Raw genomic sequence first — 19,263 nt, 5'->3', positions numbered from 1 at the left:
CTGCCTGCTCACAATGGGGTGGAAGGCTCCAATACGTCCATGAAGCGTTCCAGTTCATCTGTGCATATCCATACCGATGGGTATGCTAAAAAGGTTGTCATGATGGAAGGCTCGTTGATCGTCCAAGCCATCAGTTGAATGCCCTGCTCTTTGCATTGCTGAATGTAAAGGTCCGTCACAAAGCCATAGTGCATAGACAAGAATGTCGCATGCACCTCGTGCGACCATTGAAGGATGGCCTTCGAGCAGCTGAAGGTGATGAGTCCGATCCGCACATCGCTAGACAGTCGCCTTACCTTCTCCAAAGCATCGAAGTCAAACGACGTGATGACGACCTCATCCAACATGCCATGATTCGTGATCACATCAAGCACTCGCTCCTCCAGCTCAGGATAATAGTGTCCCATCTGCTTAAGCTCAATGTTGAGCTGGATCTTGCCTTTTAGGGCATGCAGCACCTCATCAAGGGTTGGAATGTGCTCATCCTGCTCCATTTGAAAAGAGCGCAGCTCCGAGGCCGTATAATCAACCACTCGACCTGTTCCATTTGTCATTCGATCAATGGTGTGGTCGTGAATGACAACTGGGATGCCATCCTTGCTAAGATGAACGTCCAGCTCCAGATGCGTGAAGCCAAGTTCTACTGCTGTTAAAAAAGAAGACAACGTATTTTCTGGATGTTTCTTTGGATAGCCGCGATGGGCCACTGCTTGAACGGTCATGTTCCATTCCCTCCGATTACGTTTTTAGACAACACAAAAAACCCAGTAGCAAACCACCCTCCTTTGACACCAAAGTTGTGTTGATTTACTGACCACTGGGTTTTCTCGTCGTCTCCACCCAAGGATCGATATATAGAATTAAGACCAGAACTTCGCATGGCCTATCGAAACAAAATCTGCCCCGCTCATTAACGCTTGCTGGATTTCTTCCTCGTGTCGGATGAGCCCTCCTACGATCAATGGCTGCGAGATGCGCTCTTTCAGCTCCTCAATAACCCGGGGCATCAGCCCTGGCATCAGCTCTACCTCATCAGGCTTGCAGCTCGTAATCATGCGAATCGCTGTCTCTACGGCTGCCGTGTCGATCGCAAAGATGCGCTGAATGCTTAACAATCCTGCTTGCTTTGCTGCGGCAACCGCGTTGCTCTTCGTCGTCACGATGCCATCGACCCTAAATACGTCGGCCAGATATTGAATGGCGGAAGCATCCCGGCCAATGCCGGACACCATCTCGGTATGAACATAGACTTGTTTGCCGCTTAGATGCAGGCTGTCTATGATCGAGCTAAGATTTGTAATGTTCCCTGTCATGAGAATGACTCGCTTCACATCGCTGGCTACAGCCTGTGCGATTTGTTCGTCTACCGTGATGGAGGCGATGATCGGATAATTCTTCATGAGCAAGTCCTCGTTTCTATCAGTTGTTGCCTTAATGGTAGAACAGAATTATTAGGTCTATATCATCGCTATGTAAAGAAGCTGTTAATTTCAGCTTCTCTTTTTCATTATGGATTCGCTTCAATTTGTTTTTTAGCCCGCAAATATCGCTTATATTGGATCGGATCGAATGATCTTAGGCCATGAAAGCTTGGTTTGGAATTGGCCTCAATAAACCATACCTTCCCGCGCTTATCGACCGCCATATCCAAGCCGATGATTCGAAATGGAAATCGCGAGCCTAATGTATAGGCGATCTCTGTGGATATCCGCTTCAGATCATTAAGCACGCGAGGCGTGTTCAGCGATTGGTCGGAGCCCCGCAGCACCTGCACGATCTTGGCGTCCCGGGCACCCTGTGCGACATTGGTAACGATTGACGAAGAGCTGGAGGCAACCTTAGCGCTCATCCAAGTAAGACGCCATTTCTGAGCTGGCTTTTGCAGAACGATCCGCAGGTCAAATGGCTTATTTCGATACGTAGCCAGTGTGATTCCCTGCTGGATCACATAGTTCTTTCCACGTCTCATTCGCTTTTCGATTTCTTTTACAAGGTCTTTGCTGGGCACCTTAATGGATGTCTTATTGCAGGAGATCAAGCTTGTCTTGGCACTTTGTTTTTTGACTCGAATGATCCCCTTTCCGCAGGAGCCCCGATCTGGCTTAATGTACAAGACGGGATATAAGGAGAGCATATTGATCAGCCTTGCAGGCGTATACCAATGTGTTGCCGGTATATGTTTGGCAACTGCACGATGTCCAAGCAGCGGCTTTGTTTTTTTCATTTTGCTCGTTACGTATCGATGTCTCACTCTTCTATCTCCACCTTCTTTTACCCAATGGCTTCTAGTTATCAGGATTGCTTTAACCTTTTTATGCATAGCAAGCGCCTGTTGTTCTCATTTGATTGTTTTTCGAAATAAAAATAAGGATTCTTGTATTTTTTCGGTTTGAATTTGGAACCGAGTTTCATATAATGGAATAAAAGGAGGAGTGTTCATGTCGTTTCAATTTATGGGTATTGACCATGTTCAGCTTGCCGCCCCTGAGCATTGTGAGACTACTGCTCGACGTTTCTACGGAGGCTTGCTCGGATGGATGGAAGTTCCGAAGCCAGAGCCTTTAGCAAATCGTGGTGGAGTATGGTTCCAATGCGGTACGCACCAGGTTCATATCGGGGTACAGCCTACTTTCACTCCTGCAACAAAAGCACACCCTGCATTTGAAGTCCAGCATTTGAATTCACTTCGCCAGCATTTACTGAACCATAACCTAAACGTAATAAATGATGAGACAAGGTTGGATGAGGGGGTAAGTCGCTTTTACATCCATGACCCTTTCGGCAATCGCCTTGAATTTCTAGAAAAAGAGAACTCATATTGACGCCGCTTAGTTTGGCCTTGATGTATTGTACATCTTTCATTTAGGAGAAAATAAAAAAGCTGCATGAAAGAGGGAATCCCTCTTCATACAGCTAACGCTTCTTTATATCTTATTGCGTTCTCTTAGTATAGAATAAACAGACTCTTTCCTGAAAAGCACTTGCAAATCCTTCCCCTCATACAATCAATGGATCGGATGAAGCACCTCGGCTGGACGCTCTGACAGCATGCCATCCTCCATGTATACGACACGATCACAGAGATCAAGCATACGCAAATCATGCGTCACCATTACAGCTGCCTTCTGTCTTAACTTTACCTCATCGGCAAGCATCTCAACGACATCACGACCTCGCTCGGAATCAAGACTCGCCGTTGGCTCATCGGCTAGAATGATCTCTGGATTGTTCATCCAAGCTCTCGCTATTGCAACACGCTGGCGCTCCCCACCAGACAAGCTTTCAGGATAATGGTCCGTCCGATGAGCAAGGCCTAGTCTAAGAAGCAGCTCATCCGCACGATTCTCTGCCTCCTTGTTGCGACTGCCTGCAAGCTCTGCAATCAGCAGCAGCTGATCCCGAACCGTCAAATAAGGAATCAGGTTCGCAGATTGAAAGATAAAGCCAATGCGCTGCAATCGAATACGATTCAACTGCTTATCTGAAAGTGTGCTGATATCTTGGTTCCCGATTACAATTCGTCCACTGGTAGGCGACAATAACGCTCCCGCTATGGAAAGAAAGGTGCTCTTGCCTGCCCCCGATGGGCCAACTACCGCGACGAACTCCCCTGCCTTCACTTCCAGTGAGACATGTTTCAATACCTGAACGGTTGTATCACCATCGCCGAAGTCTTTCGTAACTTTATCTAACAGCAATTGTGTGCTCATTATGCAGCCCTCCCGATCGCTTCAATCGCGTCAATTTTCGCTACCCGATATAGGGACAGCAAGGAACCTAGCAGGGCTACCACTAAGAATAGGGCTGAACAGCCCAGCGTCAGCATCGGGCTTAGATCAAAAGGCATGCTGGCAGGCAGCATATAAGCCACCCCGTAGGTCAGCACAATGCTGATTACGAGACTCACTAGGGAGAGAAGCAGCACCTGGCCAATGAGATTGCGGGCGAGATAGGCTGTCTTGGCGCCTATTGCCTTCAGCACACCGAACTGATTCATCTTCTGAATCGTCATCACATAGAAGAATACAGCGAGAACAAACGCCGCGATCACGAATAAAAAGGCAATCATCATGAGCAGCGACCCTTGCTCTTCCTTATAGCCAGGGATGCCTTGCATGGCATCCGCCTTAGTAATCACTTCAACGCCTTCAAGCTCAGAAGCGATCTTCGCTGCCGTATCGTTGTCCGTATGCAGCGCGATGGCTTGGATGAGCGGTCCTGCCTCTGCTCCGCCATGCTTCGGCTGAACTTGTTCCCACGCCTTAAGGTTCATAAAAATGACAGGAGAATGACTGAATGATTGTCCTTCTGTAAAGCCTACAATCTTATATTTCAGATCAGTCGCTTGATCATGGATGGTATCTCCTAGTCGGAACCCTTCCTCTTTCAAGGATGCATCCGCAACGACTTCGGTCTCTGTCGTATTGGTAATCATGCTGCCTTCTGTAATCTTAGGTGCAAGCCTTCCATTTGCATCAACGGCAAAGAAGGTCGCATCCGTCTTCTTCGTCTCGCCTTCCTTGGTGAGCGTGGTCATTCTAACACCAAGAGCTGCGGAGTCAGGCTCTCCTACTATCTTGCGCACCTCATCTAAAGCAGACAACTCCATCGCGGAACGTGTGAGACGATGATCCGACTCTTCTTGAAGCACCAGATGGGTCGCATTCATATGCTGGAGCGAAGCGGCATTATCCGATGCAAGGCCTGCAGCAAGGCCGGACACGAACAGCACCAGCCAAGCAATCAGCACCATAATCAAACCTATTAAGCTGTAACGCAGCTTGGCATGCTTCATTTCACGCAGGGCTAAAAACATCTCGTTTCTCATCTCCTTACTAAGCGCAATCCTTTTACATAGGCTTAGTATAGGCTTGCAATATGAACGGAGAATGAACGATAGATTACAACCGTGGAAGCCAAATCGTGAAGGTAGTGCCCTCGCCGAGCTTGCTCTTAACATCAATATGTCCGTCATGCAGCTCCACAATCTTATGAACAATGGCAAGGCCTAAGCCGCTGCTGCCTCCCTCGCGATTGCGGGCTTTGTCCCCTTTATAGAAACGATGAAAAATGTTCGGAAGATCCTCCTCCGAGATCCCGATTCCCGTATCCCAGACCTTAACTTGAAGCCCGTTCTCCTGAGGATGAAGCGAAACGGCAATCGTGCCGCCTTCCCCCGTGAACTTAATGCTGTTGGTGATCAGATTGACCCACACTTGATGCAGCAGCTTCTTATCCGCATAGATCAAGGTTGACGGCAGCTCCATCTCGATTACAATATCTTTTTCGCGCCAGCTCCACTCGGTCATAAAGACAACCTGCTTGATCTGCTCCGCAAGGTCGAACTTGCTCTTCTCAATCACTTCTTCTTCCTTATCAAGAGAGGCCAGCGTAAGCAGCTGCTTGCTGAGCTGCGACATGCGTCTTGATTCCTCTGCAATAATCGCGAGATAGTGCTCCTGCTGTTCTGGAGGAAGCTTCCCTGTCCTCAGCGTCTCGGCAAAGCCTTGAATGGATGCCAGCGGAGACTGGATCTCGTGAGAAACATTGGACACGAATTCCTGCCGCATCGCTTCCAGCTGCTCCAAGCCTTTGGCCATTTGCGTAAAGTGGGATGCGAGCTGTCCGAGCTCATCCTTGCGCCTTACATTCAGTTGAATCCGATACTGCCCTCTAGCAATCCGCTTCGTGGCTTCTGTAAGCTTGCGGATTGGCTTCACTACATATACGGTACTGATAAGCGCAAAGAGCACGCTAAGAATAAGGGTCATGACAAGAATCTTCGCAAAAAAGACGCGCAGCTCTCCAAACTGCTGCTCAATGTTCGGCCTTAAAAACAACGCATGCGGTTCGTCGCCAATAACCATCGGCATGCCTATCGAGTTCTCCAGCGCATTATCGAAGAATCCGGTGATGTAGAACTTTGAATCCAGTTCCCGAATGCCGTGATATACATTCCCCGTTAGCACCTGCTCAATCACTTTGTCAGACAGCGTTTGGTCCCGGAATGCTCCACCATAAGCGACGCCCTTGCCTGAAGCATCCACCAGGTAGATCTGGTACCCAAGATCGCCAACATGGTTCAAATATTGATCAAGCCGAACCTCGGGGTTCTCTTCATAAAAATCAACAATATCCTCTGCCATATGCGTAATCTTCTGATCGTTGTAAGGCTTCAGGCTGTACTGATAATACACGTTGGCAAGCAAAAAAGAGGTCACGCTGCTTGCCAGCATCACCACGATAATCGTTATCGATATCCGCAGATACAGGGTTTTCATGGCTTCGCCGCCTCCAGCTTATAGCCGATTCCACGCACAGTACGAATCGTGAAGTCATCCGCGCTCTTCGCAAAGCGCTCGCGAAGCCGCTTAATATGTACATCAATCGTGCGTTCGTCTCCGTCAAAGTCCGCTCCCCAGATCAACTGAATCAGCTCGTCCCGCGAGAAGATCCGGTCCGGATAGCTTGCGAGCGTGAAGAGCAGCTCGAATTCCTTCATGGGAAGCAGCAGCAGCTTTCCTTGGGTATATACCTCATAGCTGCTGCGATCAAGCGTCGTTCCATTCAGCTTAATCTTGTCCGCGCTTACCTGCTGATAGCGTCTAAGCAGCGCCCTGATGCGAAACAACAGCTCCTTGGGCTCGAAGGGCTTCGTCAAATAATCGTCCGTCCCGACCGCAAAGCCCCGCTCCTTATCCGCCAATTGATCCTTAGCAGTAAGGAGAATGACAGGAATATCATAGTAGCTGCGAATTTCTTCTACGAGCTGATAGCCATTCTTGTTCGGCATCATTATATCAATCACCGCCAGATTGATGGCATGCTCTTCAAGGAGACGCGAGGCCTCCGCCCCATCTGCCGCCTCATACAGCTCATAGCCTTCTTGCTGAAGACTGTAGCGAAGCAGCTCTCGAATATGTGCATCATCATCGGCTATTAAGATATGAATCATAACTGTGTTCCCTCGCTTTGTTTTCTTTGATGTCTATCCTACACGAACTTTTATCGATTTGCGAATAAGAAGGGTATGGCTTGGAACACAGCACAAAAAACCGCTTACTTAACATCTTTAACCCTGTTAAATAAGCGGTGAATAACCATGTAAAGCACTCATCGTCTTCCTGCTATGATACGCCGAAGCATGCAGAAGCTCCTTGAAATCACGTTTGGACGGTGACCACGAGACATCACAATCATAATCCCAATCCATCAGGCTGCGCCCACTATTGCAAGTCCGGTGTTACGCATTACAGAACGCTATGAAGCTGTTCTCCCGCCATTAGTGTACGGGCCAAGAGATCCTCTGACAGGGTAAACCCACCGTCTTCACGCTTCTCCACCCATTGATCAACAGCGTACACGCCTTGCAGGATATGCGTTGCGCCTAGCGAAGACAGCACCGGCTTAAGGGCATAGTCAATAGTCAGCAAATGAGCGAGACTTCCGCCTATAAAGAGAGGCAGCAGCACCTTGCGCTCCAATCCTTTTTGCGGAATCAGATCCAAAAAGGTCTTCAGCACCCCGGAATACGATGCTTTGTACACAGGGCTTGCAATCACAACTGCCTCTGCATCCTCTACCACATGAAGCGCATCCTTGACCGCAATACTGTTCCAATTGGCGCGAATTAAATCCTCTGCAGGAAGCTCAGCCACTTCGATCAGGGATACCTGATGACCAAGTTCCTTGAGCTGATTCTGAATAGCTTCAATCAATCCATATAAGCGAGATCCTGAGTAGGAGCTGCCAGATATAATCACGATGTTTGACATCGCCTACGCCTCCTGCATCCTTCAATATTTAAATACCTGTTCTGATGGTACCATAACTTGGCTTGTTTTGTAGTGGAAAGTTCATCGATTCCGAGGTATAGTGTTGGTCAGCTATCACACCTTTTTCACAATTGAACGGTTGATAAACGATTTACAAAGGAGGCTGACTTCCCTTGGCAGCAATTCGAAGCTTTATTGGCACCCATGATCAGAACTGGGAGGATGAACAGCTGTGGACGCATCGCGATCTTGAGGTCACGATGATTCTGGACGGAAGCGGACGCTTTCAGCTTGAGAATACGGAGGAGAGCGTAGAGGCGGGACATGTCGTGCTCATTCCATCTCATGTGGCCCACTCTTTTCATGCCGTAACGCCCATCCGATTCGGTGTATTGCTGATGGACCAAGTTCCCGATGACGTTCAGGGACTGTTCGACAGTATGATTGTGGATCATAAGCCGCGCATCATCGCTTTGTCCCGACTGGACCGCGATCACTATGAGCGCTTGTTCAGAGAATGGCTTCGCATTCGCTCGACGAAGCTGAAGTCGCCGGAGCGGAATTATAAAGCGTGGATGGAGATTCTGCTTCTATTTTTACAAGAGCATTGCTATGACGGCCACCAAGCCTTGTCCATCTCCTCGATCGGAGACTACATTCGAGAGCACCTGCAGCAATCGATTCCGGTTTCGGAGCTTGCGGAGATGGCTGGCCTTACTGTAGAAGGCTTTCGCAAAAAATTTCTTAAAGTGTACGGCATGACTCCCAAACACTATCAGCAAAGGTGCCGGCTAAGCGAGGCCAAGTGGCTATTGTCGAGCTCGGACAAAGATATCCAATCGATCTCAAGCCTGGTGGGGTTTGAGCAGCTGCATTCTTTCTCGCTATGGTTCAAAAAGATGGAGGGCTGCCCGCCTTCTGAATGGCGCACACGTCAACGGCTGTATCATGATTAGCCAACATGTATATAGTTCATCTCTTAAAGGCAAATAGGTTGGTTTTTGCGTAAATCCCGTATCGTTTTGGCTAACGACTTCCAGCATGTCTTCCCTTATGCTTGGATCAAGAAGTTATTGTTTTCCATTTTATTAGTTTGAGGGGGAGCTAGCATGAAGACGTATACGATGGGATCACGTCAGCTTGAGATGGGAAGCCGTTATCTAACAGAGCTGCGCTGCTCAAAGGATATCTTGCAGGATACCAAAGCTTTGAGAGAGAGGCTTCAAGAGGATGGATATCTGTTCATTCGAGGCTTTCACAATCGTGAAGAAGTCCTTCAAGCACGCATGGAATTCTTAAGGAAGCTGGAATCCATGGGCAGGATCGCTCCAGGCACTCCTTTGGAACAAGGCGTCATCGCGAAGGAAAATAAAAGTGCCATGTGGGGAGGCAGCACGGATCAGTTGAGCGCAGACTTTCCACAATTTCTTAGCATTGTGAATCATCCAAATGTGATGAGCTTCTTCGAACGGCTGCTTGGCGGCCCTGCCATGACCTACGACTTCAAATGGCCGCGTGCGATCGGTCACGGCGGCAATACGGGCGCCCATTACGATATCGTGTATATGGGCAGAGGCACGAAGCAAGTGTATACCATGTGGACGCCATTCGATGATGTCTCGCTAGAGAAAGGCACACTCGCGATGCTGCTCGGTTCACAGCATTATGCCAAGATCAAGGAAACATACGGCGAGATGGACGTTGACCGCGACCATGTAGCAACCGGCTGGTTCAGCGAAGATCCGATCGAGATCGTAGACACGTATGGCGGACAGTGGGCGACCACCGCCTTCGAGGCTGGGGATGCCATAATCTTCGGGATGTTCATGATGCATGCTTCGCTGAACAATTCCACGAACCAGTATCGCATCAGCTCGGATACGAGATATCAGCTAGCATCTGAGCCCGTAGATGAACGTTGGATTGGACAGAAGCCCAAAGGGCACTACGCATGGGGCAGCAAGCCCATGAAGTCCGTTGAAGAAGCTCGACAAGAATGGGGCGTGTAAGTTGAAACTAGTTACAAACCCTCTGTCTATAAAAACAGGCATCGCCCTAGTCTAGACAGACCTCTGAAGATTATAAGTCTTTTGTTCATACAAAAACTCCGACACCACCCTTGTGGCATCGGAGTTTTTTATACTTTTCACATCAATATTCACGATCATCATGTCAATTATGGCTGAGTCGTTTATGATGACTACTGAGTCATTTCGGCTTATTGAATGACGCTGCCGCCATACAGGAAGCGATATTCCCAGTGCTTGCCCTTGATATTATCAATGCGAACGCCGCCGGAATCTTTGGAATACGTATGAAGAATTTGATTATTGCCAAGATAAATGCCGACATGCGTTATCGTCTGCTTGTCCTTGTTGATACCGGAGTAGCTGGATGCGCTCGATCCTTTGTAAGACATAAAGAACATGAGGTCGCCGCGCTTCAAGGAGCTGATGCTCTTCTTCACCGTTGAATTCTGCTTCACCCACTCCCCTTGCTTGCGGGAATCGGACCCCAGCACAATACCTGTTGCCTCTTTATAGGCTTGGCGTACGAATGCCGAGCAATCAAAGGTCTTGGTTGAGTTGCGATCAGAGCCGTATTCATATGGAGTACCCAAGTACTTCATCCCTGTGCTGATGACTTTCTCAACATCTTTGCTTGCAGAAGGCTCGCTTGGAGAAGGGTCCGGTGTGCTTGTCCCACCTTGATTCAGATACTTGCTGCTTGAGCTTATGTATCCGACTTGCCCTTGTCCATCCCATACTTGAACCCAGCTGCTGTTAACTGTTTTCAAGATGGCAACTTCCTGACCCGCCTGAAGCGTCTTCATGACCGAGTTCGATGTGGATGGGCCGGTTCTCATATTCACACGTGATACGATGACGCCGGATTTCGCCGTACCGGTAACCCGAGAATACTTGCTTGACGTGCTCATGTAGCCAATATTGCCCTTGCTATCCTGCACATGATACCAGCTCGAATTGGCTTGTCCCAAAATAATAATATCCTCGCCCTTTGGCAGATTGCGAATGACCTTCGTCGATGTTGACGGTCCAACGCGAAGATTGACCGTTGACTTGGTCGTTGCAAGCTTTGCCCCAGCCGCCACTTTGCTCGACGCGCTGTAGGTGCTGGCATAATTGGAGTTGTCTGCTTGAGCTCCAACGGTAGCTCCCATTGTTTGCAGCATCATCGTGCTCATTAACAAACCTAGCAATACTTTTTTCATGTTGTATCCTCCTTGATGTCCGCTGCAGCACGCGTGATCACGTGATTCGGCAACGATGAAATTTTATTCATAAATTTGTAATTATTATTCAATTTTTCAAAGTGCAGGACGAATGATAAATCAAATTCCATTTACGCTATTAACTATATCAGCTATAAAATCCGGGAACATCGGACTATGTGCTTAAAAATGACGAAGTTGTAACTTTTAAAACTAGGACGATCGTCATTTTTTCTCCTATTATCCGTAATATATTTGAATTACTTGGGATCATAACCATACTTATACTCTCATAACTGTAAAAGTAGATTGTTTTTTCCTAAATATTAGTTTATAGATTCATAGGTATATATACTCATTTGTTCATAGTGTTCGTGAACTATTACTCTAGACATCACACTTTTTACGCTTATATCTCTTTGATATACGAAAGAAAGCGATTTAATCTATCATCAAAGCTGATTTCTTATACAGGAAATATACAATTAAAGCTCTATCATTTTCGCTATATGAATTACACATACTTTAATGTATCTATTTCTATTTATTTTTTCGCCGCTAAATAAACTGCACTAACATCTATCAATTCAATACATATCATTTGCATGATTCCTTTCCTTCATGGCTAACTGCATATCAAAAAACCCCGCTCTGCATAAGCATGAACGGGGTTTACCAGAGTATGAGTAGGAACTCACTCTAATTAACTTTTCGATACCAAGGGAGTTTATGAAGCGGTGCCTCCACTTCTTCCACAGTTGGCCCTTGTATACGGGCACCCTGATCATCCTCCCACGTTCCAGCAGGGAAAACAACCATTCTAGAGCGCTGACCTTTCTTCAACACCGGGGCAACCAATAGGTCGTCTCCCAACATAAATTGATCATAGACTTCTTCCAGCTGCTCATTCGGGTAGACGTATGCCATGTGCCGAAGAATCGGCTCGCCATCTCTTGCCGCTTGCTTCGCAAGTTCTAAAATGTACGCTCCGAACCGAGCATGCAGCTTAGCGGCATCGATGCAGTACTGAAGATGTTCCTGATCAAGCACACGCCACGGAGCTACCGAGAACTGCATCATGGGGAACAAAGCCGAGCACTGGGCTGAGCGCACGATGAGCTCTTGATCCAGATGAGTAAGATCACCTAAGAAATCAGTAAAGCTTCCGCCCCCGATCATGTCTGGGCAAATGAAGGCGTATCCCAGCATTCCTCCAGCCAACGCGTCTGGAATAAGGGCTGCAAGGCCATTTCCTTCCCAGGAATGTCCCTTGTCGCGAAGACGCTGTACGAGCGGCCTGCCTGCAAGCTTCCAGCATGCCCGATATTCATTCAGCTTGTAGGAGAGCCCAACCTTCCCCCATGCCTCGCAATGTCCGTTGGGGTCCATCGGTATGGCAGCCTGATCATCTGATCGATAATAGGTTAGATCTCCAGCATCGAATTTGAACCCGTCAATGCCATATGCCGTCTGCAAATGGTGAAGCCTAGCATGCAGCCATTCCACTGCCTGCTCATTCGTGCAATCCAGAATGGCGCTGCAACCGTTCCACCAGCGTCTCACTGCGGTCTGCCCTTCAGCATCTTTGAGCAAATACCCTAGCGGCTCAATTTCCCGGAAGGTGTGACTGTCCGGGCTGACAAACGGACATAGCCAAAGCATGACCTTGAAGCCCATCTCATGTAGGCGATCAACCATGGCCTTCGGATCTGGGAAGCGGCCAGGGTGGAATTCCCACGTTCCGTAAGGCTCATGCCAGTTGTCATCAATCATGATGACGCCAGGAGCCATGCCATTCGCCAGCACGGCTTCCGCATATTCCAGCACTTTGTCCTGCGTCGGATGATAAATAAGCTCGATCCACAAATTATACTGCGGTGCTGTGAACAATAGCTCATCTGGAAGCTCGCCGTCTGCTGGAAAGTATGCCGATGAAGCGTGGCGAAACGCTCCTCTTAGATTGTCATGCCCCTCGCTAAGGATGAGCTCATCGCCGTTGCTCACTACCGTAAGCACGCCATGCTCCACTTGGAAGGAGAAGGAACGTTCCGACCAAATGTAACGCCCCTTGCTCGATAGCAGCAGCGGACAAGCTTGGTTATCCATAAGGTTATGGGATAAATCCACGCTAAAGGCACGGTCAAGACGGTACGGCATCAACTGACCATCTGAGACACGCCCGCCCCACCAATATTCGTGTTCCAACAAAGGAAGTTCTAATCGCTTCATACGCTGTCCTCCATCTTTATCTCCTGGTGTAATTAACAAACGATCTCTTAGATCTCTGAGGACAATGGCCTCTATTCCTATTTCATACGTTCAGGCTTCTCTCTTATCGATACTTTGGCAGCCAGTCTCCGTGGGCTTCAATCAGGTCATCACACAATGAAACAATATCATCGAGCGACAGCTCTGCTGAAGTATGCGGATCAAGCATCGCAGCATGATAGATATGCTCTTTCTTCTGCGTAATCGCTGCTTCAATCGTCAGCAGCTGTGTGTTGATATTGGTGCGGTTAAGCGCTGCGCATTGTGGCGGCAGATCCCCTACATAGGTCGGGGTAACCCCGCTGCGATCAACAAGGCACGGAACCTCAACACAAGCTTCTCTTGGAAGATTAGAGATCAGCCCTCCTGTGTTCATCACATTGCCGCCGATCTTAAAGGGCTTATCCGTCTCCATCGCTTCAAAGATATACGAAGCATATTCATGAGTACGCGTATGCTTCAGATCCTGATCGTGAAGCAGATCTTCACGCATCTTCGCCCAGCCCTCGATCTGATTCACACAGCGTCTAGGATATTCGTCTAATGGAATATTGTAGCGTTCAATTAATTCGGGATACGCTTTCTTAATGAAGTAAGGATGATATTCGGCATTATGCTCGGATGACTCGGTAATGTAGTAGCCAAACTTCAGCATCATCTCGAACCGAACCATATCGTGATGCTTTTCCTTTTGCTTCTCTTTTGCACGCTTTTTAATTTCCGGATAAAGATCAACGCCATCCTTCGTTACTTCGAGCAGCCATGCCATATGGTTGATGCCCGCGATCTTTGCCTGTACGCCGGTCTTATCCATGCCAAGCTGGTGGAACAAATCTGGAATACAAGCCTGCACACTATGGCATAGACCAACTGTGCGGATGCCCCCATAAGTATTCATGACATTCGTCAATACAGCCATTGGATTGGTATAGTTAAGGAACCAAGCATCCGGACATACCTCTCTCATATCCGCGGCAAAGTCCAGCATAACTGGAATCGTGCGCAGATTGCGGAAGATGCCGCCGATACCGACCGTATCGGCTATCGTTTGACGGAGTCCAACCTTTTTAGGAATCTCAAAGTCTGTGATCGTACATGGATCGTACCCACCAACCTGAATCGCGTTCACAACGTACTTCGTGCCCCGCAGCGCTTCCTTCCGGTCTTTATAGGACTTGATAATGCAGGGACTGCCTGACGTTTTTTTCAGATTGTTCAAGATCCGCTCCGAATCCTCCAAGCGTTCGTGGTCAATATCGAAGAGTGCAAGCTCAAAACCCTGCAGTGCTTCCGTCAGCATGCAATCGCCAAGGACATTTTTAGCAAACACCGTACTTCCTGCTCCTAGAAATGTAATCTTACTCATGTCCATCTCTCCTATCTTTATCAATGTGAGCTGATGCCTTAACTATAGACAGAGCAGTTGGAATTGAGTATGGAAGGAATCTAGAGGTATATGGATTAATGTAGTATTTTTATAAGAAATTGCTCCTATCTCTATGAGCAGCGAACCTGATCGAAACATTAGCAGAGAAGGGAAAGAAGACTTGGATACAACGCCTTCGTCATATGGAGATAGAATGAGAGTAGCACGATACAGGGGGAGTTTTTTTGGTTCTTGGAGGTTTATTGGGGTTTTTGATGATCTCATCAACAGGGCCTAATGGTTAGGCCCCTGTATCGATTCTTTTCTCAAGCATGCTGCCGTCAAAGATGTCGGATGCTTCAACAACTGCTTTGGCGTGCCTTCGAATATCACGTTTCCCCCATGCTTGCCGCCGCCAGGACCCATATCAATAATCCAATCGCACTGCTTGATCACATCCAGATTATGCTCAATCACCACCAGCGTATTGCCGCTATCTACGATCCGGTTCAACAGCTTCATCAAAAATTCGATGTCAGCCATATGGAGCCCTGTCGTTGGTTCATCCATGACAAAAATGCTGCCTGTCTGATGCAGCTCCGTCGCAAGCTTCAACCGCTGAAGCTCTCCTCCCGACATGGAGCTTACGACTTGGCCTAACGTAATGTAGCCTAACCCTACATCCACCAGCGTCTCTAGCTTATGATGAATCTTTTTCTCGGTAAAAAAAGGAACCGCCTGCTCTGCAGTCATGGCCAGCACATCCACAATAGATTGCCCTCTTAACCGATATTGACGAATCTCTTCCTTATATCGAAGACCCTCGCAATGCTCGCATGTGGTAGTAACGGGGTCCATGAATGCCATATCCATCGTCATCACTCCTCGACCTTCGCATGCAGGGCAGGCGCCCTTCGAGTTAAAGCTGAATAAGCTGGCATCTACACCATTTTCCTTTGCAAATAGCTTTCGTATATCATCCATAATGCCAAGATAAGTGGCCGGACATGACCTTGAAGTCGTACCAATCGCCGACTGATCGATGATCAGCACCTCGGGATGGGTAGCAGCAAAAACATCACTAATCAGCGTGCTCTTTCCGGAGCCCGCCACACCCGTGACAGCGGTCATCACCCCAATCGGGATATCAACCTGAACATGATTGAGATTGTGCCGTGTCGCATCCTCAATCTCAATCCAGCCCTGCGACTCCCGAATGTCCTCTTTAATCGGGACGTGATGACGCAAATACTTTCCAGTGAGTGTATCCGCCTCTACTAGCTGTTCCACCCTACCTTGAAACACAACTTCCCCGCCGTTTCTACCTGAGCGAGGCCCCATATCAATCACATAGTCTGCAATCTCGATGATATCCCGATCATGCTCAACCACAAGGACAGAGTTCCCTTTATCCCGAAGCTGTTTCATCAAATGTATGAGCCTCTCTACATCATGAGGATGCAAGCCCACGCTTGGCTCATCAAAGATATAGGTCATTCCGGTCAAGCTGCTCGACAAATGTCGAACCATTTTAAGACGCTGAGCCTCTCCTCCAGACAATGTCGAGGTCTCACGATGAAGGGATAGGTAACCTAATCCCATATCGCATATGCGCCGCAAGCTGAGTAATGATAGCAGAAGCTACAGGGCCGCCAATAGAGTCCTGAATCTCCTTTAACACCTCGATCAGATCTGCGATCTCCATCATCGAGCATTGTGCAATGTTATGTCCATTGACGACAGAGCTTAGAGCTGCCTCATTCAGCCTAGCGCCATGACAGGCGGAGCAATCTTGCTCTGCAACCACATTCATGACAGCTTCCATATTCTTTTTCGCGAGCGTGCTGACATCACGCTTAAGATAAAGCCGATTGAAGCGATGAATCAGCCCTTCATAGGCCACTTGTGCTACCCCGCCGCTGCTCTTGATCGGAACCTTTTCCCCTTTTCCATACAGCAGATTGTCCCATTCCTGATCGGAATAAGCTGATAAAGGCTTATCTAAATCGAAATAGCCTGAATTCGCATATATCTGCCACTGCCACGTCCCTTGTCCAAACATAGGAAACTGAATCGCGCCTTCTTTGAGCGATTTGCTTTTATCCAGCAGCTTATCAAGATCAACCTGCATGGCGTGTCCAAGTCCATCACACTGTGGACACATGCCTGCAGGATCATTGAAAGAATAAGCGGTAGATGCTCCAGCGCTAGGTTCCCCGATTCGCGAGAACAACAGACGCATCAGAGAGTAAATATCTGTCATGGTTCCTACCGTCGAGCGCGCATTGCCTCCGACTGGCTTCTGATCGATGACGATGGCAGTGGACAAGTTGTACATGGCCTCTACGTCAGGCTTCTCGTACTTCGGCAAGCGATTGCGCACGAACCAAGAGAAGGTTTCATTCAGCTGCCGCTGCGACTCGACTGCAATCGTATCAAATACAAGCGAGGACTTCCCCGATCCCGATACGCCTGTAAATACAACCAGCTTCCCTTTTGGAATGGATACCGATACATCCTTCAAGTTATTTTCTCGTGCACCAACAATACGCAGCGCATTCTGTTCATCGAAATCACGTTCCTCGTATCGACTCTGTAAGACACTCATTTCATCACGCCTCCAATCACTTTTGACTCTTGTTCTATCGTACCGCTCATATACGACAGGATTTGTCCGTTTCTCCCTTAACTAAAGGGTGGACATCCTGCGATAAACAAAAAAGCGGATCCCTCTGTTGTTGCAGAGAAATCCGCCTAAGCTAATCAAGATAAATAATTCTACTTTTTATAACGATCACGATAATATTGAGCCTGCTTCTCTGCTCGTTCATAGAGCATTTCTTGCAGCTCTTGCGGCGCTAGTATCTCGACATGCTCTCCTAACAAATAGAACATGGAAGCATAGTCCGCTGCTAGTTCCCGATCAATGTCGATGTGAACAGAACCCGCTCCGTTCTCATCCACGACAAGCCCTTCTGCTAGATGAGAATGGCTTTTGCATTGGCGCACCCCTTCTCGATCCAAGCGTATATGGAGCTTAACAGGGTTCGTAATATCTTCTTCGTCATATTCCTGTTCCAGCCACTCCGCCAGATGCACTCTTTTCTCCTCATCCACGCCTTCTTTGATGACCGAATGAGCGCGATCTACCCGATAGAGCAGTATTTTATGTTTTTGATGATCATATGCCGGGCAGTACCAGAAGCCATTTTGAGCGTAGACGCCAAGCGGCGTGATTCGTTTGGGTTTAACGGCGTCCTTCGATTCATACTTCATCGATACAACACAGCCCTCCATTGCCGCCTCAAGGAGAGGGACGAGCGCCGGCGAGGTTACCGTTCGTTCGGGATTCCAGAAGGCAAGATGAAGACGCAGCCGATCCACTCTGTTCTTCGCATCCTGACTCAATTGATGGTACAGTTTCTCGCTTACCGCCCTCGTCTCCGCGTCAAAGGGCAGCGATTCGTACCGATGAAGCGCCTGGTGGGCAAAAAAGATGGAGATGGCCTCCTCCTCCGTAAACACGATCGGCGGTAGTGCCCGGTTGTTCAGCATCCGATAGCCCCCGTACCGCCCCTGCTCCGTGTACATCGGCACCCCCAAGCTGCTCAGCTCATTGAGATAACGCTGAATCGTGCGCACTGACAATTGAAACTCATCAGCCAACTCTTGAGCTGTAAAGGCAGATTTTCGATTGATGTACATCCAAATATCAATGAGTCGTGTTGATTTGGACATTTCTCTTATCCTCTCAATACATTCGTTTATTATAGAAGATAGTATACCCTTAAATTACGACATACTTTGTCTTATTTAAAACAAGAACCAAAAGCCGATGTCTATCAATCAGAACATCGGCGCAATCTTAATACATCCATATACCTGCATCATTAGTTACATTAATTCTTTTTCCTTTCTCGCCACATAAATCGTAAAGAATTCGGAGCTCGGCACCTTATAAAAAGAGAAACCCGCTCTCTCAAGCATTCCATCCATAACCCATTCAAACGTTGCATGTTCTTCTACGATACATTGCTCTACATCCTGTTTGAATTGTGTATTACGGCTCCTTTCCCAGTTCAGATCAATCCACTCGTTCAGCTTCTCTTGATGGGCCTGAATCGGGAAAGAATACATTTGATCAGCTAAGTAAAGAGCTCCTCCGATCTTGAGCATAGCATTCATTCGAAGTATTGCGATTTGTTTCCAAAAATCCGGAAGATGATGCAAGGCCAGATCTGTAACAATCGCGTCTGCGGGTTCATAGGAAGAATGATCGTAGCTCAAAAATCCCGCATGAATAAAACTAATATTCGTGATTTGTTTTGCAGCAGCTTTCTCTTTTGCTCTCTTCAGCATAGACGGAGAAACATCTACGGCGTATACATGCTTGCATAACTTAGCTGCTTCAATGGCATAATTCCCCGTCCCTGTACCCATCTCGATTACGGTGTGTTCAGGCTTTAAACCAATGTGATTCGCTATCGTTTCCGCTTCTTCTTGAAAATCACGAAATGTCCCCATTTCTTCATCATAACTGCTCACTTTCGCTTCATCGTCAAAGTTAACGCCGACCTGTTGAAACTCATTATACATCAGTGTTCTCATTATTTTCACATTCC

General features: G+C 47.8%; 16 protein-coding genes and 1 pseudogene. 3 read left to right on the top strand and 14 right to left on the bottom strand.

Going from position 1 to position 19,263, the window contains the following annotated elements; all coding sequences use genetic code 11:
- Nucleotides 1–8: 8 nt before the first annotated feature.
- From I2H74_RS11745 to I2H74_RS11735, 3 genes are all read right to left on the bottom strand, one after another.
- Nucleotides 9–722 carry a glycerophosphodiester phosphodiesterase gene (locus tag I2H74_RS11745; protein ID WP_195574168.1) on the bottom strand — a complete coding sequence of 238 codons (714 nt, stop codon included), beginning with the start codon at nucleotides 720–722 and terminating at the stop codon, nucleotides 9–11.
- Nucleotides 723–860: 138 nt separating this feature from the next.
- Nucleotides 861–1,400 (bottom strand): glycerol-3-phosphate responsive antiterminator, encoded by a 540-nt coding sequence (locus I2H74_RS11740; protein ID WP_195574167.1) that lies wholly within the window; start codon nucleotides 1,398–1,400, stop codon nucleotides 861–863.
- 107 nt (nucleotides 1,401–1,507) lie between these two features.
- The gene (locus I2H74_RS11735; RefSeq protein ID WP_195574166.1) at nucleotides 1,508–2,251 is read right to left on the bottom strand and encodes a YheC/YheD family protein; all 744 of its coding nucleotides are present in this window, start codon (nucleotides 2,249–2,251) and stop codon (nucleotides 1,508–1,510) included.
- Between the two features lie 187 nt (nucleotides 2,252–2,438).
- On the opposite strand from I2H74_RS11735, the gene I2H74_RS11730 reads away from it, so the two are divergent.
- Nucleotides 2,439–2,822, top strand: a complete 384-nt coding sequence (locus I2H74_RS11730) for a glyoxalase (protein WP_195574165.1) — start codon at nucleotides 2,439–2,441, stop codon at nucleotides 2,820–2,822.
- A gap of 183 nt (nucleotides 2,823–3,005) precedes the next feature.
- Here the strand turns inward: I2H74_RS11730 and I2H74_RS11725 are convergent, their stop codons facing one another.
- The 5 genes from I2H74_RS11725 to ssuE all read right to left on the bottom strand — a co-directional run bounded on the left by I2H74_RS11725 (nucleotide 3,006) and on the right by ssuE (nucleotide 7,775).
- The gene (locus tag I2H74_RS11725) at nucleotides 3,006–3,710 is read right to left on the bottom strand and encodes an ABC transporter ATP-binding protein (protein WP_195574164.1); all 705 of its coding nucleotides are present in this window, start codon (nucleotides 3,708–3,710) and stop codon (nucleotides 3,006–3,008) included.
- On the bottom strand, nucleotides 3,710–4,816 hold the full coding sequence (locus I2H74_RS11720) for an ABC transporter permease (RefSeq protein ID WP_195574163.1): 1,107 nt from the start codon (nucleotides 4,814–4,816) through the stop codon (nucleotides 3,710–3,712). Before I2H74_RS11720 ends, I2H74_RS11725 begins: the two co-directional genes overlap by 1 nt.
- Nucleotides 4,817–4,901: 85 nt before the next feature.
- Nucleotides 4,902–6,281 carry a sensor histidine kinase gene (locus I2H74_RS11715; RefSeq protein WP_195574162.1) on the bottom strand — a complete coding sequence of 460 codons (1,380 nt, stop codon included), beginning with the start codon at nucleotides 6,279–6,281 and terminating at the stop codon, nucleotides 4,902–4,904.
- A complete protein-coding gene (locus tag I2H74_RS11710) occupies nucleotides 6,278–6,955 on the bottom strand; it encodes a response regulator transcription factor (RefSeq protein ID WP_195574161.1) in 678 nt (225 codons plus the stop codon). Before I2H74_RS11710 ends, I2H74_RS11715 begins: the two co-directional genes overlap by 4 nt.
- 295 nt (nucleotides 6,956–7,250) lie before the next feature.
- On the bottom strand, nucleotides 7,251–7,775 hold the full coding sequence (ssuE, locus tag I2H74_RS11705) for an NADPH-dependent FMN reductase (protein WP_195574160.1): 525 nt from the start codon (nucleotides 7,773–7,775) through the stop codon (nucleotides 7,251–7,253).
- 173 nt (nucleotides 7,776–7,948) lie between these two features.
- On the opposite strand from ssuE, the gene I2H74_RS11700 reads away from it, so the two are divergent.
- Together I2H74_RS11700 and I2H74_RS11695 are read left to right on the top strand one after the other, a co-directional pair.
- Nucleotides 7,949–8,731, top strand: coding sequence for a helix-turn-helix domain-containing protein (locus I2H74_RS11700; protein ID WP_195574159.1), 783 nt, complete (start codon nucleotides 7,949–7,951; stop codon nucleotides 8,729–8,731).
- 153 nt (nucleotides 8,732–8,884) lie between these two features.
- Entirely contained in the window at nucleotides 8,885–9,784 is a 900-nt protein-coding gene (locus I2H74_RS11695) for a phytanoyl-CoA dioxygenase family protein (protein WP_195574158.1), read from the top strand.
- A 209-nt stretch (nucleotides 9,785–9,993) separates the two neighbouring features.
- On the opposite strand, the gene I2H74_RS11690 is transcribed toward I2H74_RS11695, so the two are convergent.
- From I2H74_RS11690 to I2H74_RS11665, 6 genes and pseudogenes are all read right to left on the bottom strand, one after another.
- Nucleotides 9,994–11,007, bottom strand: coding sequence for an SH3 domain-containing C40 family peptidase (locus tag I2H74_RS11690; RefSeq protein ID WP_195574157.1), 1,014 nt, complete (start codon nucleotides 11,005–11,007; stop codon nucleotides 9,994–9,996).
- A gap of 699 nt (nucleotides 11,008–11,706) precedes the next feature.
- Entirely contained in the window at nucleotides 11,707–13,236 is a 1,530-nt protein-coding gene (locus I2H74_RS11685; RefSeq protein WP_195574156.1) for a glycoside hydrolase family 31 protein, read from the bottom strand.
- Between the two features lie 103 nt (nucleotides 13,237–13,339).
- Nucleotides 13,340–14,641 carry an alpha-glucosidase/alpha-galactosidase gene (locus I2H74_RS11680; protein WP_195574155.1) on the bottom strand — a complete coding sequence of 434 codons (1,302 nt, stop codon included), beginning with the start codon at nucleotides 14,639–14,641 and terminating at the stop codon, nucleotides 13,340–13,342.
- A gap of 294 nt (nucleotides 14,642–14,935) precedes the next feature.
- A pseudogene (locus tag I2H74_RS11675) lies at nucleotides 14,936–17,249 on the bottom strand (ATP-binding cassette domain-containing protein).
- A 170-nt stretch (nucleotides 17,250–17,419) separates the two neighbouring features.
- Nucleotides 17,420–18,379, bottom strand: coding sequence for a helix-turn-helix transcriptional regulator (locus I2H74_RS11670; protein ID WP_195574154.1), 960 nt, complete (start codon nucleotides 18,377–18,379; stop codon nucleotides 17,420–17,422).
- Between the two features lie 156 nt (nucleotides 18,380–18,535).
- Nucleotides 18,536–19,249, bottom strand: coding sequence for a class I SAM-dependent methyltransferase (locus I2H74_RS11665; protein ID WP_195574153.1), 714 nt, complete (start codon nucleotides 19,247–19,249; stop codon nucleotides 18,536–18,538).
- Nucleotides 19,250–19,263: the final 14 nt, after the last annotated feature.

Source organism: Paenibacillus sp. 1001270B_150601_E10, from assembly GCF_015558675.1.
GTDB lineage: Bacteria > Bacillota > Bacilli > Paenibacillales > Paenibacillaceae > Paenibacillus_B.
Note: the sequence above shows the minus strand (reverse complement) of the source record. Positions and strands in the feature narration are given on the sequence as shown.

Bases quoted from the DNA above. Each gene is read 5' to 3' on its own strand.
- I2H74_RS11745 (WP_195574168.1), bottom strand. From the start codon at position 722: ATGACCGTTCAAGCAGTGGCCCATCGCGGCTATCCAAAGAAACATCCA.
- I2H74_RS11740 (WP_195574167.1), bottom strand. From the start codon at position 1,400: ATGAAGAATTATCCGATCATCGCCTCCATCACGGTAGACGAACAAATC.
- I2H74_RS11730 (WP_195574165.1), top strand. From the start codon at position 2,439: ATGTCGTTTCAATTTATGGGTATTGACCATGTTCAGCTTGCCGCCCCT.
- I2H74_RS11725 (WP_195574164.1), bottom strand. From the start codon at position 3,710: ATGAGCACACAATTGCTGTTAGATAAAGTTACGAAAGACTTCGGCGAT.
- I2H74_RS11720 (WP_195574163.1), bottom strand. From the start codon at position 4,816: ATGTTTTTAGCCCTGCGTGAAATGAAGCATGCCAAGCTGCGTTACAGC.
- I2H74_RS11715 (WP_195574162.1), bottom strand. From the start codon at position 6,281: ATGAAAACCCTGTATCTGCGGATATCGATAACGATTATCGTGGTGATG.
- I2H74_RS11710 (WP_195574161.1), bottom strand. From the start codon at position 6,955: ATGATTCATATCTTAATAGCCGATGATGATGCACATATTCGAGAGCTG.
- ssuE (WP_195574160.1), bottom strand. From the start codon at position 7,775: ATGTCAAACATCGTGATTATATCTGGCAGCTCCTACTCAGGATCTCGC.
- I2H74_RS11695 (WP_195574158.1), top strand. From the start codon at position 8,885: ATGAAGACGTATACGATGGGATCACGTCAGCTTGAGATGGGAAGCCGT.
- I2H74_RS11690 (WP_195574157.1), bottom strand. From the start codon at position 11,007: ATGAAAAAAGTATTGCTAGGTTTGTTAATGAGCACGATGATGCTGCAA.
- I2H74_RS11685 (WP_195574156.1), bottom strand. From the start codon at position 13,236: ATGAAGCGATTAGAACTTCCTTTGTTGGAACACGAATATTGGTGGGGC.
- I2H74_RS11680 (WP_195574155.1), bottom strand. From the start codon at position 14,641: ATGAGTAAGATTACATTTCTAGGAGCAGGAAGTACGGTGTTTGCTAAA.
- I2H74_RS11670 (WP_195574154.1), bottom strand. From the start codon at position 18,379: ATGTCCAAATCAACACGACTCATTGATATTTGGATGTACATCAATCGA.
- I2H74_RS11665 (WP_195574153.1), bottom strand. From the start codon at position 19,249: ATGAGAACACTGATGTATAATGAGTTTCAACAGGTCGGCGTTAACTTT.